The sequence below is a fragment of the Rhodococcus sp. IEGM 1366 genome (assembly GCF_033142425.1).
Taxonomy (GTDB): Bacteria; Actinomycetota; Actinomycetes; order Mycobacteriales; family Mycobacteriaceae; genus Rhodococcus_F; species Rhodococcus_F globerula.
The window spans coordinates 96531-110563 of sequence record NZ_JAWLRZ010000007.1; the positions used below are offsets into that span (position 1 = coordinate 96531).

Genomic DNA, 14033 nt, shown 5'->3' on the forward strand with positions numbered 1-14033 from the left:
ATGACGAGCATCTCGCTCCTGATCAAGAACGCTCTGGTCGTGCGCCCGGGCGCCGACGCCCCCGAGAACGGCGAACTGCTCGACATCGCCATCGTCGATGGCAAAATCACCCGCCTCGAAGCAGATATCGCGGTTGAAGGAGCCGAGAAGGTCATCGACGCAGCCGGCAAGGTCGCGTTCCCAGGTGTTGTTGACGGTCACCAGCATTGGGGCATCTACAACCCGCTCGGTGAGGACGCCTCGATCGAGTCCCGCGCGTGCGCTCAGGGCGGCGTCACGACGTCACTGTCGTACATGCGCACCGGGCAGTACTACATGAACAAGGGCGGCGCGTATGCCGACGTGTTCCCCGAGGTTCTCGCGGAGACCGAGGGCAAGCCGTACGTCGACTACGCGTACCACTTGGCTCCGATGTCCAAAGAACAGATCGGCGAAATTCCTTCGCTGATAACCGATCACGGCGTCACGTCGTTCAAGATCTTCATGTTCTACGGCAGCCACGGCCTACACGGTCGTTCGAGCGACCAAAGCGAATTCCTCATGATCCCGAAAGAAGAGCGCTACGACATCGCTCACTTCGAATTCGTGATGCGCGGTATTCAGGCTGCACGGGAGCAACTCGGCGACAAAGCTGATCACATTTCGCTCTCACTTCATTGCGAGACCGCCGAGATCATGAGCGCCTACACCAAGATCGTCGAAGAAGAAGGCACCCTGACCGGGCTGGCCGCGTACAGTGCATCCCGCCCGCCGCACTCCGAAGGCCTGGCCGTCACTATCGCCTCCTTCCTGGCCGACGAGACGCAGCTCCCAAACATCAACCTTCTGCACCTGACCTCACGCAAGGCGCTGACAGCCGCAATGCGCATGGCAAAGGCATTCCCGCACATCAACTTCCGCCGTGAGGTCACCATCGGACACCTGCTCGCCGACATCGACACGGCATACGGCCTCGGTGGCAAGGTCAACCCGCCACTGCGTCCCCGCGAAGACGTCGAAGCGCTGTGGGAGCACCTTGTTGCCGGCGATATCGACTGGGTCGTCTCCGATCACGCGTGCTGCAAGGACGAGAAGAAGTTCGCCGAGGACCGGGGTGACATCTTTGCTGCCAAGTCCGGCTTCGGTGGCGCCGAGTACCTGCTTCCCGGCCTCCTCACCGAAGGACGCAAGCGCGGCCTGAGCCTGCGCCGCATCGCGGAACTGACTGCATCCAACCCGGCCGAACGGTACGGACTGCCAGGCAAGGGACGCATCGAAGTCGGCTTCGACGCTGATATCGCCCTCGTCGATCCCGAACACACCTATACGGTGCGTGCAGAGGATTCCGAATCAGCACAGGAATACACCCCGTTCGAGGGCTTCGAATTGAGTGCCAAGGTCACCGACACATTTGTTCGCGGCAACCACGTATTCGCAGACGGTGCCGTCTCGGGAGATCCGGTCGGCCGCTACCTGCACCGCCCGTACTGATCCCTGCCCCCAGTTGCCCGGCGGGGCGGTCGTGCTTCAAGCCCTGCCCTGCCGGTGCTTCACCCAGCTTTCTGCCTGTAACTGCGCCCCACAGATCTCGAGGAACCGTGACCACTTCATCTGAACCCACCGGCCCACTGAAAGGCATCAGAGTTCTCGATGCCTCGACGATTCTTGCCGGACCCTTGGTCGCCCAAATCCTCGGAGATTTTGGTGCAGACGTCGTCAAGATCGAGCATCCGACTCGGCCAGACGGTATGCGCGGCCACGGTTTGGAGAAAGACGGCCAGCCGCTGTGGTGGAAGATGCTGTCGCGCAACAAGAAGACGCTCACGCTGCATCTGGGCTCCGAGGAGGGTGCCGAGATTTTCAAGAAACTCATCGTCGACGTGGATGTTGTGATCGAGAACTTTCGTCCCGGCACGTTCGAAAAATGGGGACTCGGATACGACGTGCTGTCAAAACTCAATCCAGGTCTGATCATGTTGCGTGTCACCGGCTTCGGTCAGAGCGGGCCTTACTCTAAGCGTCCTGCCTTCGGCACATTGGTGGAATCGATGAGTGGATTCGCGCACCTCACCGGATCGGCCGACGGTCCTCCTACCCTGCCGGCTTTCGGGTTGGCGGATTCGATCGCCGGAGTAGCCGGATCTTCTGCGGTGTCCATGGCGCTCTTCAATCGGACCCGTAACGCGGGCAAAGGGCAGGTCATCGATCTGGACCTCCTGAGCCCCATCATGACCGCGGTCGGCCCGGGCATCATTTACGCAGATCAACTCGGTATCGACCAGAAGCGTTCCGGCAACCGATCAAGCAACAATTCCCCTCGTAACCTGTATCTCACGTCAGATGATCACTGGCTGGCGATTTCTACCAGCGCCAACTCGATCGCCGAACGTGTACTCGAACTCGTCGGGCATCCCGAGGTCATCGCGGAGCCATGGTTCGCCACCGGCCGTGAACGCGCCAAACACGCGGATCTCCTCGACCGCTACGTAGGCGACTGGATTCGAGCCCGCACCCGGGACGAGGTCATCGCGGCATTCGAGGCAGCCGGAGCCGCGGTGGCGCCCGTGTACAAACCCAGCGATCTGCTCACCGACCCCCAAGTTGAGTCCATCGGTATGACCACCACCGTGGACGATGCTGATCTGGGACCGATGCGCATGCAGAACGTCATGTGGCGAATGAGTGAGACACCCGGCAACATCCGGCACACCGGACGCGCTCATGGTGCCGACACCGCCGACATCCTTCACGACTTGGGTTTCGACGAGGCCGGTATTGCTGCGCTACACGCGCGCAACGTGGTCTGACAACGCCCGCGTCGCGTACGCAGATCTCGAGATTTACCGCAAAGTAACAGAACGCCGCGTTTCAGGCGCGCAAGAGTCTCTCGACACCGGATCGTCGACAAATTCCGTATTAGGCGATTCAAATTTCCAGATTTTGCGGCAATACGAGCCCTCTGGAATCTCAATGACCGGCCATAACCCGCATTACGCCCTCTTGTTTTTACACAACGGAAACATCACTCCCGAATCTGCCGAGATTCCCTGCCAGGCAGCACAAATACGGCCTTGACGCAGGGTTCAGCTACCGCCTACAGTCTGCATATCCACACTGTGGCAATCATCTCACCACATAGCGAAATGGACAGTCATGAAGGTCGAACTAAAGCAACGAGGACGTGCGGGACTACAGTTTCTCGGCGCTGTGCAGGAGTTTTCCGGAAAGACCCTCCAATCGGCCGCCGAGGCCGAATACATCGCCGCAGTGCCGAACCCTCCGCTTGACCTGGACGCTCGTCGCGAATCCGTAAACTCCACGTTGGATACGTCCGCATCGTGGAAATTCGATCGCCTTCTCACTCGCTGGGTCGCCGAAGAGATCTACATTCGCGCATTGCCTGCAATCGAGAAGGTTCGCCCCGCAGTTGAAGCCTGGCTCGACGTCAAGGAACCCAGTGGTTCGCTGACCCTCAACTTGGAAATCGAAGCCCCCACATACTGGGAACATGGATTCCATCTCACCCCGGGAGGTTGGGACGGCCACGACCTGATGGGTCCGGCCATCTCGGAACTCGTCTTCAACTATGTTCTAGCCCCCGGCGGCGTGGGCGCAGTGCGCACCGGGTCGAACCCGCTCGATCAGCGTGCGCTGGTCGCCGGCGAAGCACCCCGCGATACTTACAAGCACATCGTCGACTTCGGCGCCGGCACCGGTAGATTCACGTTCGCACTGCGCAGAGCCTTCCCGAACGCCCGTATCACCGGTATCGAACTGTCCCAGTCGGCCCTACGACACGCCTTCGCTCTTGCTTCGCAGCAGCAGATGGATATCGAATGGATACACGCGTCCGCAGAGCAGACCCCCCTCGAATCCGAATCAGCAGACCTGGTCGCGTTCTACACCCTGATGCACGAGGTACCGGTCGCCGCGAACAAATCGATTATCGCCGAGGCCTTCCGCGTGCTCGAGCCCGGCGGGAACCTGCTCATCAGCGAAATCGCACCGTATGACAAACAATCGGCATTCCGCGCGGTTGTACTCGACTGGGAAACCGAGAATCGCGGCGAACCGTATTGGCGCGAAGTAATGGCGACGGATTGGTCTGCAGCCCTTGCCGAAGCAGGCTTCACCGACATTGAAGCCTACGGCGTTGGCGGTGGGGTGTACCCGTGGGTGACCCGGGCTACCAAGCCTTTCTGATCCAGCCTCACCCGACGACACAGCTTCACCCGCCGACACGAGCGCCGATACAGGAGTACGACATGTCCGCAGTAGCCACCCCCGAACGTCCGCAGTACTTGGAATCAGCGAGATTGGACGATCTCGCCCGGATGGTCACCGAGCTGACCTCCGAGCTGTGGATTCTCAAGGACCGCAACATGATTCTGGAAAAGATCCTCGAAGACAACGGTGTGCTGACAGGCAGCGCGGTCGATGAATACCAGCCCGACGCGGCACTCTCAGCAACACTTCTCGACGAGCGTCGTGCACTGGCCGAGCGCATCTTCGGAGCGATTTCGCCGTCCGACGAGCGCGTCGCCCGGGCCCTCACACACTGACCCAGCGGCACGAACGCTGCCCTACATCACTCTCGAAAACCTCACTCGCACAGATCATTCACTCAAGGAGTTCTCGTGGCCCCCCGCAACCCTCTCTCCGGCGTCTCCGTCGACCGCCGACGCTTCCTGCAGTTCGGCGCCATGGGCGCGGGCTTCCTCCTTGCCGGTAGCGCACTGACCGCGTGCTCCGCCGACGCCGCATCCACTGGCACCGTTGCCAGCAGCCTGATCATCGGCACCACGACGTCGATCAACCCCCTGACCGGTCTGAACTCGTCCTACCAGACGTACCAGTACAACGCGTTCGATTCGTTGGTTCGCATGCTTGCCGACGCGACTGAACCCGTAGCTCGAATCGCCACCAGTTGGACCAGCATCGACGATGTCACCACCGACTTCACGATCCGGGACGGCGTCAAGTTTCACGACGGAACTACCCTGACCGCCGAGGATGTAGCGTTCTCGTTCACCGAGAGCATCGAGAAGAAGTTCGTCACTGCATCGATTCTTACCAACATCGTGAGTGTGACTGCGATCGATCCCAGGACCGTGCGCGTTGTCACGAAGACACCCGAGCCGCTCTTGATGAACATCGTCGCGCAGGTCTTCATCGTCCCCAAGGCTGCATTTGTTGCAGCGGGCGGAGCTGACGGCTTTGCCATGAACCCGATCGGCAGTGGCCCGTACAAGATCGCTTCCGGATTCGACATCGATACGTCGGTGACGTTCGAGGCCTTCACCGATTTCTGGGGCACCCCAGCGGCCACCCCCACGGTCGAACTGCGCTACTTCTCCGATTCCAGTGCAATGGCAGCAGCTTTCGAGTCAGGCCAGCTCAGTGTCGCCCACGAATTGCCGGGCAGCGCTCTGCAGACACTCGCCGGAAACAGCGACTTCGAGGTCTCGGCCGCATTCAGCGGTAGCCAGAACATGATGCAGTTCAACACCGCAAAGGCCCCGTTCAACGACATACGAGTTCGCCAGGCCGCAAACGCAGCCATCGATTCCCAGGGTCTGATCGATGCACTCACCTACGGCGCCGGCACGAAGGAAGACGGTCAGCTCCCGATCAAGTCCGTCTTCGGCTACACCGATACGATCACTACGCCCAAGACCGATCAGGACAAGGCACGCAAGCTCCTCGCCGAGGCCGGTGCCACAGGTGCCGCGATCACGATTTCGGGTTTGAACCTGTACAAGCCTCTGCTGGAAGCCATCGGTGGGCAGCTCGCCGCGGTCGGTTTCAAGCCGACTATCCAATCCAACGAAGCTGCCGTCTGGATCAGCCAGTTCCGTGAGGGCACCGACGCGGATCTGTTCTTCCGCGGCGCGTCATACACCGGCGTGTTCGACGCCGATCGACCATTCTCGTTCGTCTCTTCCGGCAACCGTCCGATGGTGTCCGATCCCAAGTGGACCGAACTGTACGCGGCGAGCCGCCGCGAACTCGATCGCGACGCACGCGAGAAGAAGCTCATCGAGTGCAGCGAGTACATCAAGGAACAGTCCTACATCCTCTACACGTACGCTCGTCCGTCCGTCGGCGGCGTGACTGCGGGAACGAAGGGCATCGACTTCTCCACCGGCATCATGCTCCAGTTCGATCAGGCAACCACCACCGCGTGATTCCGACCGGTGCGGGGCCACACATGAGGGGTGGCCCCGCACTCCCACGATTGACCAGCTCGAGATGTTCGGAGAAGGAGTTCCGGTGACCACAACCACGCCACTGCCCAAGGGCGAACTGATCGACCAGCGCGGGCGCTCCGAGCTGGAATTCTTGCAAGCACTCCGAGTCGGTCTAGCCCCACTGCGCACTCAGGTCCGGGAGCGACTCGATGCAACGGGCATTCTCGAAACTCCCTACGAGGACATCTCAGAACTGCGCAACCGCGTCGACAATGAGCTCGAAAGCGTTCAGGTGCAACGCCTTATCGGTGCGGCGCTGTCATGGAGTCGCGGAGTGGCAACGCCGCGCGCAGCTGCCGCATTCGAACGCAGGCGCGGCGAGCTCGAACCGCTCGCCACGCCGATCGCAACAGTGATCGACCACATCGGTGACGACGTTCCCCGCTATTGGGATTACGAGTTCCACGGCACGGCCGGCGGTTGGGACGGTCACCCCCACATGGGCTTCATTCATCACGAGATGATCTACCACTACCTGCTCGAGAAGATCTTCCCCGGCGACCTCTTCGCCCAGCGCGGCGTCATCGCCGCCGCTGCCCCTGCGGACTCGTACACGAATATTGTCGATCTCGGTTGTGGCACAGGACAGTACACGCTCAAACTCGCCGAGACCTACCCCGGCGCAAAGATCACTGCCGTCGATCTCTCCCGCACTCAGGTCCAATACGCATTGCGCCGCGCCGAAGACGCCGGAGTCACTATCACCGGCGTTCATGCTGCTGCCGAGGACACTGGACTTCCCGCCGGTGAAGCAGATCTCGTGACGTCGTTCATCCTTCTGCACGAGGTCCCGCCGCACACGATTCGCAAGTTATTCGTCGAAGCACTTCGACTTTTGAAACCCGGTGGACACGTTCACTTCTCCGACGTCGCCCCGTACTCGCAACGCTCGCCGTACCAAGCCTGGCTCGACGACTGGGATGCCGCCCACGGAAACGAACCCTGGTGGCGTACCGCCGCAACCATCGACCTGGTCAAGGCAGCCGCCGACGCCGGATTCGTCGACATCAACCAAGCAGCCCACGGTCCCCAGTCGTATCCCTGGGTGACGACCGCCCGCAAGCCCGAATGAGGATCCCTGACGTGACCACGCCAACCAGCACCCCGACCTCGTCGGCCGAGCCCCTCGCGCTCTCGTTTCGCGATGTCACAGTCCACCTGCCCCGCGCCAACGACGAGCTGCAGATTCTGCACGGCGTCAGCTTCGAGGTACCGGCCGGACAGGTAGTGGCTCTGGCAGGCGAATCCGGTTCAGGGAAGTCCACCGCAATGCTCGGTGCCATGCGCTTACTGCCTTGGGGCGCCCGGATCGGCGGATCGATCATCGCCGGCGACAAGGACGTCGCGCAGATGACCAAAGCTGAACTACGCGAATTCCGTTCGCGCAAAGCACGTGTCATCCTGCAGGACCCGTGGAGTTCACTGCACCCCATGCACAGTATCGGGTCACAGCTGATCGAATCGGCGCGCTCGGGAGACCCGAAGCTGTCCAAAGCCGACGCCCGTGTCCTCGCTGCGGAAACTCTCGCGCGCGTCGGAATTCCTGACGCCGAGTCGCGCCTGAAGAGTTATCCACACCAGATGTCCGGTGGCCAGCTGCAACGAGTGGTCATCGCAATGGCCTTGGTGGCCAAGCCTTCTCTGTTGCTCTGCGACGAGCCGACCACTGCCCTCGATGTCACCACTCAGGCCCAAATTCTCGAACTGTTACGTGAGCTGAACCGCGAAATGGGCTTGACCATCATCATCGCCACGCACGATCTGGATGTGATCGCCGGTATCGCGGATCGATTGGTCGTGATGTATGCCGGCGCGGTGGTCGAACAGGGTCCGGTCGCCGAGGTCATGAGCAACCCGCAACACCCGTACACCTGGGCGTTACTGCAGACGGCACCCGAGCACAACTCGGGAGCCCGCCTACGCACCATCGAAGGCCGCCCGCCGGCACTCGACAAACTGCCCGCCGGTTGCTCGTTTGCACCTCGGTGTGACTTCGCTGCCGACGAATGCCGAACACACCGGCCCCAGTTGACCGCCCTCGATCCCACTGGCGACCGGATGACGGCCTGCCTGCGCGTGCAAGACGCCCATACCGTCGCCGATCCGTTCGACACCGATCCGATACTGGAAGCGAGTGCACAGCGATGACCTCCCAATCCGAAACCATCCTCGAACTCCAGGATGTCCATCAGCACTTCCCCGGTCCGGGGCGCCAAACCGTCAAGGCCGTCAACGGTGTCTCACTGACAGTCCGCAAGGGTGAGACTGTGGGCTTGGTCGGCGAGTCCGGCAGTGGCAAGACCACCGTCGGCCGCACCGCGCTGCGCCTGTACACGCCTACCTCCGGACAAATTCTGTTCGAGGGTCAGGATGTCAGTAAAGTCAAGGGCCGCAAGCTGTCCCAGATCCTACGTCGGCGTTCGGCGATGGTGTTCCAGAACCCGTCCACCTCACTCAACCCGTTCCTCAAGCTCGAGGATGTATTGACCGAGCCACTGACCGTGCATGGAATCGGGAACAAGGACGCCAGGCGCCGCGCCGCAGCGGACATGCTCGATCGTGTGGGACTGGGCAGCGAGATGGGTGGCCGCTATCCCCATGAACTCTCCGGTGGTCAGCGTCAGCGTGTGGGCATCGCCCGCGCTCTCATGCTCGATCCCACCCTCATCGTCGCCGACGAGCCCACTGCGTCACTCGACGTGTCGGTTCAGGCGCAGGTGGTGAATCTCCTTCAGGACATTCAGGCCGAACGTGGACTGTCGTACCTGTTCATCAGTCACGACCTGTCGCTGGTCAGACACCTTAGCCACCGAATCGCCGTGATGTACCTGGGCCGGATCGTCGAAACCGGAACGTCGGATGAGGTTTTCGACGAGCCGCTGCACCCGTACGCCGCTTCGCTGGCGTCGATGCAGCTCAGCCCCGAGAACCGTATCCTGCCCAGCGGCGACCTCCCGTCGCCCAGTAATCCACCGTCAGGCTGCCCGTTCCACACACGATGCGCTATCGCCCGCGACACCTGCGCGGTGAACGAGCCGGCACTGACCACAGTCCCCAGCACCACCGGAGGAGAGAGCCGTCAGGTCGCCTGCCACTTCCCCGGCGAACTCACCCTGAACTCGAGCGCGCACCGCACCACCGCGCCGCGGTCGCCTTTGCCGCTGACCCTCGAAACGCGCTCTGACGCACTCCTCACCTCCACCCGTAGTTAGGACGAACCCATGCCAGGATTCGCACTGGACGACCCCCGGTACCTCAACGGTGATACCGACAACGACGCGCTGATGCGCATGCTCCTCGAACTTGCTTCCGAGGTGTGGGTACTTCGCGACCGACAGATCCTGCTCGAGAATGCGCTCCGCAAGCACGACGCACTCGGGGTTGACGAGTTGGATGCCCCGATCACCGATCCGGAACTGCGCGAGAAGCTCAAAACCGAACGCGAAGAGATGATTCTACGGATCTTTTCCGCAGCATCGAAGCACTACGTAGTGCCGGCGACGTCATGAAAGTACTCGATTACCTCTGGCGCAAATTGGTTCTTCTTGCCACCGTCATCGTCGGTGTGACGACATTCCTGTTTGTGATTTCCCGGATGTCCGGTGACCCGGCGGTGCTCATGTCGCCACCCGAAGCCACGCAAGACGTCATCGACGCCACTCGCGAACGCCTCGGCCTCGACGCCCCACTGATCGTGCAGTACTTCGATTCGATCAAGGGCGCCTTTACCTTCGACTTCGGCATCTCTTTCGTATCGAAGGTCGATTCTGGGACGTTGGCGATGGATCGTCTCGTCCCGAGCCTTTCCATCGTTGTCCCCAGCATTCTTCTTGCCGCTCTGCTGGCGGCCTGCATCGGCACCTACGCGGCTCTGAACCAGGCGAACAAGCGCGGCCGCGGAATCATGGCCGCCGCCTTCATCCTCGACGGTATCCCCTACTTCATCCTGGCTCTGTTGCTGGTCCTGATCTTTGCCATCACCCTCGGCTGGCTTCCCGCCACCGGATCCAAAGGTGCGATCAGCCTGGTCATTCCGATCGCAGTTCTCACCGTGCAAGGCTTTTCGACGATGACACGTCTGACCCGCGGTCAGTTGATCGACGCACTGGGCCAGGGGCCAGTCACCATGGCCAAGTCGAAAGGCCTCTCGTCGCGCACCGTACTGGTCAAGCATGCAGTCCCACTCGCCATTCCGCCGCTCGTCGCGTTTCTCGGCATTCTGTTCTCGCTGATGATGGGTTCACTGCTGATTCTCGAGCCGCTCCTCAATTACGCCGGACTCGGCCAGTTGCTGGTTCGCAGCGTTTCGTCCCGTGACTTCCCGACGGTCCAGGCCTGCGTGTTCGTCATGGCGGTTCTGATCACGATCGTCAACATCGCGATGGACGCGGTTGTGCGCATTCTCGACCCCCGACTCCGAACGAAGGTGTCCGCATGACGTCGACAGGCCCCACCAAGAAAGCACCGATCACCGATCAAGCCACCGGCACAAAGCCGGCTGCCAAGGCTGAACAGCGCTCCCCCGGGCGCACTCGCGAGGTCTTCGGTAAGGCTTGGTCGAATCCGACCGGCAAGATCGGGTTCGTGATTCTCGGAATCCTGGTTATCGCAGCAGTCTTCGCACCTGTGCTCGCATCCCAGGATCCCGCACTTCAGACTCTCTCCGATGCCAACACCAAACCCTTCTGGCTCGGCGGCGACGGCGGATACCTGTTCGGAACCGACTCGCTGGGCCGCGACGTCTACAGTCGCGTGCTGTACGGGCTGCGACTGAGCCTGGCGGTCGGCATCATCACGGCCACGATCAGCGCCGCCCTCGGTCTGATCCTCGGTATTCTGGCCGGTTACTACGAGCGATTCCTCGGCAGCTTCCTGCTCCGCATCGCCGATATCCAATTCGCGATCCCGTTCATCGCCGTCGGTATCGCACTGACCGCAGTGCTCGGTCCTGGCATCGTCAATCTTGTTGCCGTTCTGGCAGTCTGGGCCTGGACCCTATACGCGAGAACAATCGTCAACTCCGTCTCCCAGGTTCGCCGTCTCGACTTCGTCACCGCTGCACGCACCCTCGGCGCTTCCACACCTCGCATCATGCTGCGCCACATCGCACCCAGCGTCGTGGGGCCGATCGTTGTCCTGTGGTCGACCAGCGTCGGCGTCACCGTACTGGCCGAGAGTGGACTGAGCTTGCTCGGCCTCGGCGTCCAGGCACCGGACTTCTCCCTCGGTTCAATGCTCGCCGACGGCCAGACGGCCTTGCGTCTGTCGTGGTGGTCGGTGGCGTTCCCCGGCTTGGCACTGCTCCTGATCGTTCTGGCGTTCAACATGATCGGTGACGCTCTGCGCGACGGTTTCAACCCCAGCGCCGCTGCCAAGCCGCACAACCCCGAACTCACCTGAGTTCCCCTTCCGACCACGCGTTCCTCGCGCCAGGCCGACACCTGCGCGCTTTCCATCGACGGAGAAAACATGACTGAACCGATGTACCAGGATGTACCCGTCGATCCAGCGCAGTGGTTGGCCGGGCTCGGTCTTCAACAGACTGTAGGCGGCGAGGACTGTCCGCCCGCGTCAACCGTGGACGTGCCGTACCCGGCCACGGAGGAAACGATCACCACTGCACCGTTCGGTGACGCGGCAACCATCGCTGCTGCTGTCCTGGCCGCGCATTCGTCATTCCCGGCCTGGTCCCGTACTTCATGGGAGCAGCGCCGCGAAGCACTCGAAAAGTTCGCCGCAGCACTGGAAGCGGACGTAACCACGTTGTCACTGATTCTGACCGCCGAGACCGGGCGCACCCTTCGCCGCTGCCGGAGCGAAGTATTGAGCGCGGGACGCTTCGTCCGGACAATCGCTGCGACCGGCCCCGACGTGGAGCAGATTCTGCACGACCGGTCATCGGTCCGCCGAATCGGACGTCCGCTGGGCGTGGTCGGTGCCATCGCCCCCTGGAATTCCCCGGTACTACTAGCGGTGGTCAAAGTCGCCAACGCACTCCTGTCGGGAAATACACTGGTATTGAAGGCTTCTCCGTTCACACCGCTTGCCGCTCTCCGGTTCGGCCAACTGGCTCGGTCGATCTTTCCAGCCGGTGTCCTCAACGTCGTCAACGGCGACGGCGTCGCAGGGGCGGCGTTGGTCAACGATCCTCGCGTCGCCAAGATCTCGTTTACCGGCTCGACCGCAACCGGCAAGCTCATCGCCGCCTCTGCCGCCCGGCAACTCAAACGGCTGACCCTCGAACTTGGCGGAAACGACGCCGCCATCGTGCTGGCCGACGCAAACCTCGACACGTTTGTCGAGTTCTCATCGCAGATCGGGCTTTTGAACTGTGGCGCTTTTTGCGCCGGAGTGAAGCGGGTATACGTGGAGCGCTCGATTCACGACGAACTCGTCGATCGATATGCTGCGCGCCTACGTGATGTCGTCCTGGGGGACGCTTTCGAACCGGCAACCGACATGGGCCCCATCCAGAATCGTCCACAATTCGAACGTGTTCTGGGACTGCGCAATGCGGCAGTCAAATCCGGCGCAACGCTGCATGAGAGCGTCGGCCCGATCCCCGACCGCGGACTTTTCCTCGCCCCTGCGGCAGTCACCGGGCTCTCACGCAGTCATCCACTTGTTCAGGAAGAACAGTTCGGCCCTCTGCTCCCGATCATCGCGTTCGACGATCCCGCAGAGGCAGTGATCGAAGCGAACAGCGGCCCGTACGGCCTGGGAGGCTCCGTCTGGAGCGCCGACATCGAGCGCGCAGAGTCGTTGGCCGTGCAACTCGATGTCGGTACCGCGTGGGTGAACCAGCACGGCGCTTTCGAACCCGCAGTCCCGATGCCATTTGCCAAGGCATCGGGAATCGGAATCGACTACGGCGGGCTCGGAGTCCACGAGCACAGCCAACCCATGGTCGTCAATGTCCTCCGCCCCTGAGCCTGTTGATCATCCGATATCAGTACTGGTCCAGCAACTCCGAGATTTCCGCCGCCGCGTCTCGGATCAACTCGATCATCCGGTCCCGACGCGTCTGATCCGACCGGAAGATCGGCGCGGCCGTTCCGATGGATGCCACAACGGCGCCGTGAGACGTAATCGCGGCAGCGCAACCCCAGATACCTTCGTCAACCTCTTCGAAGCTTTCTGTCCATCCCTCTGCCTGCGTCCGATCCAACGCCTCGTCGGTGAGCATCGTGATCCGCGCAGAGGGCAGGGTCGGCAGAATCGCGGCCAGATGGGCGGCACGTTCGGAACGCGACATCGATGCCAGCAGGATGCGCGACAGCGAACCGGCGTGCAGCGACATCGCTTGCCCCTTGTCGAACTGAAGTCGCACCGGGCGGCGGGATTCCACCCGGTCGACGCAGTACGCCGCGTCTCCGCCGCGGCGAGCGATGAGAACCGTCTCATCGATCTCGTCTCGGACGCGGGTCATGATCGGCAGCCCGATCTCGGCGAGCGGTGCCTGCGCCGCCTCACATGCCCTAGCGAGACTCAGCACGAGATCCGTTACCCGGTACGAGTTCTGGGCGGCACTGTCGAGCAGGCCGACCTCGCGAAGCAGTGCCACGTACCGGTACGTCGAGGTGACCGAGAGGTCGAGTTCGGTGGCGAGATCGGCCACCGTCCACGTCGGCCGTTCCTCCGTGAAACAGAGCAAGGCAGACAACAGCTTTCGGCTACTGCCGGCACCACTGACCTTGTTATGACTACTCGGAATGGGCAATTCGAGGCCTACTCTTTCTCACAGTACAAAACCAGCTTCTCCCAGAATATGAAGAAGCGTACCCACAATACGACGAATTCGTC

At 61.7% G+C, this 14033-nt stretch carries 13 protein-coding genes; 12 read left to right on the forward strand and 1 reads right to left on the reverse strand.

What is annotated here, in order from left to right; translation table 11 throughout:
* The 12 genes from R4P64_RS21570 to R4P64_RS21625 all read left to right on the forward strand — a co-directional run bounded on the left by R4P64_RS21570 (position 1) and on the right by R4P64_RS21625 (position 13160).
* Positions 1–1470 (forward strand): dihydroorotase, encoded by a 1470-nt coding sequence (locus R4P64_RS21570; protein ID WP_045064466.1) that lies wholly within the window; start codon positions 1–3, stop codon positions 1468–1470.
* Positions 1471–1577: 107 nt separating this feature from the next.
* Positions 1578–2786, forward strand: a complete 1209-nt coding sequence (locus tag R4P64_RS21575) for a CoA transferase (RefSeq protein ID WP_317822652.1) — start codon at positions 1578–1580, stop codon at positions 2784–2786.
* A 346-nt stretch (positions 2787–3132) separates the two neighbouring features.
* A complete protein-coding gene (locus R4P64_RS21580; protein ID WP_052683334.1) occupies positions 3133–4182 on the forward strand; it encodes a class I SAM-dependent methyltransferase in 1050 nt (349 codons plus the stop codon).
* Positions 4183–4244: 62 nt separating this feature from the next.
* A complete protein-coding gene (locus tag R4P64_RS21585) occupies positions 4245–4541 on the forward strand; it encodes a hypothetical protein (protein ID WP_116103525.1) in 297 nt (98 codons plus the stop codon).
* A 75-nt stretch (positions 4542–4616) separates the two neighbouring features.
* Positions 4617–6167: an ABC transporter substrate-binding protein gene (locus R4P64_RS21590; protein ID WP_317822653.1), complete on the forward strand. Its 1551-nt coding sequence runs from the start codon at positions 4617–4619 to the stop codon at positions 6165–6167.
* Positions 6168–6252: 85 nt separating this feature from the next.
* Positions 6253–7302: a class I SAM-dependent methyltransferase gene (locus R4P64_RS21595; protein ID WP_317822654.1), complete on the forward strand. Its 1050-nt coding sequence runs from the start codon at positions 6253–6255 to the stop codon at positions 7300–7302.
* Positions 7303–7313: 11 nt separating this feature from the next.
* Positions 7314–8378 (forward strand): ABC transporter ATP-binding protein, encoded by a 1065-nt coding sequence (locus tag R4P64_RS21600; RefSeq protein WP_317541066.1) that lies wholly within the window; start codon positions 7314–7316, stop codon positions 8376–8378.
* Positions 8375–9442 carry an ABC transporter ATP-binding protein gene (locus R4P64_RS21605; protein WP_233364608.1) on the forward strand — a complete coding sequence of 356 codons (1068 nt, stop codon included), beginning with the start codon at positions 8375–8377 and terminating at the stop codon, positions 9440–9442. The genes R4P64_RS21600 and R4P64_RS21605 overlap by 4 nt, the downstream gene beginning before the upstream one ends.
* Positions 9443–9451: 9 nt before the next feature.
* The gene (locus R4P64_RS21610) at positions 9452–9739 is read left to right on the forward strand and encodes a hypothetical protein (RefSeq protein ID WP_045064472.1); all 288 of its coding nucleotides are present in this window, start codon (positions 9452–9454) and stop codon (positions 9737–9739) included.
* Entirely contained in the window at positions 9736–10668 is a 933-nt protein-coding gene (locus R4P64_RS21615) for an ABC transporter permease (protein ID WP_045064474.1), read from the forward strand. The genes R4P64_RS21610 and R4P64_RS21615 overlap by 4 nt, the downstream gene beginning before the upstream one ends.
* A complete protein-coding gene (locus R4P64_RS21620; RefSeq protein WP_116103530.1) occupies positions 10665–11630 on the forward strand; it encodes an ABC transporter permease in 966 nt (321 codons plus the stop codon). The genes R4P64_RS21615 and R4P64_RS21620 overlap by 4 nt, the downstream gene beginning before the upstream one ends.
* Before the next feature lie 69 nt (positions 11631–11699).
* Complete coding sequence (locus R4P64_RS21625) at positions 11700–13160, forward strand: aldehyde dehydrogenase family protein (RefSeq protein ID WP_317822659.1); 1461 nt, start codon at positions 11700–11702, stop codon at positions 13158–13160.
* A gap of 19 nt (positions 13161–13179) precedes the next feature.
* Here R4P64_RS21625 and R4P64_RS21630 read toward each other — a convergent pair whose 3' ends face one another.
* Entirely contained in the window at positions 13180–13950 is a 771-nt protein-coding gene (locus R4P64_RS21630) for an IclR family transcriptional regulator (RefSeq protein ID WP_084702421.1), read from the reverse strand.
* Positions 13951–14033: the final 83 nt, after the last annotated feature.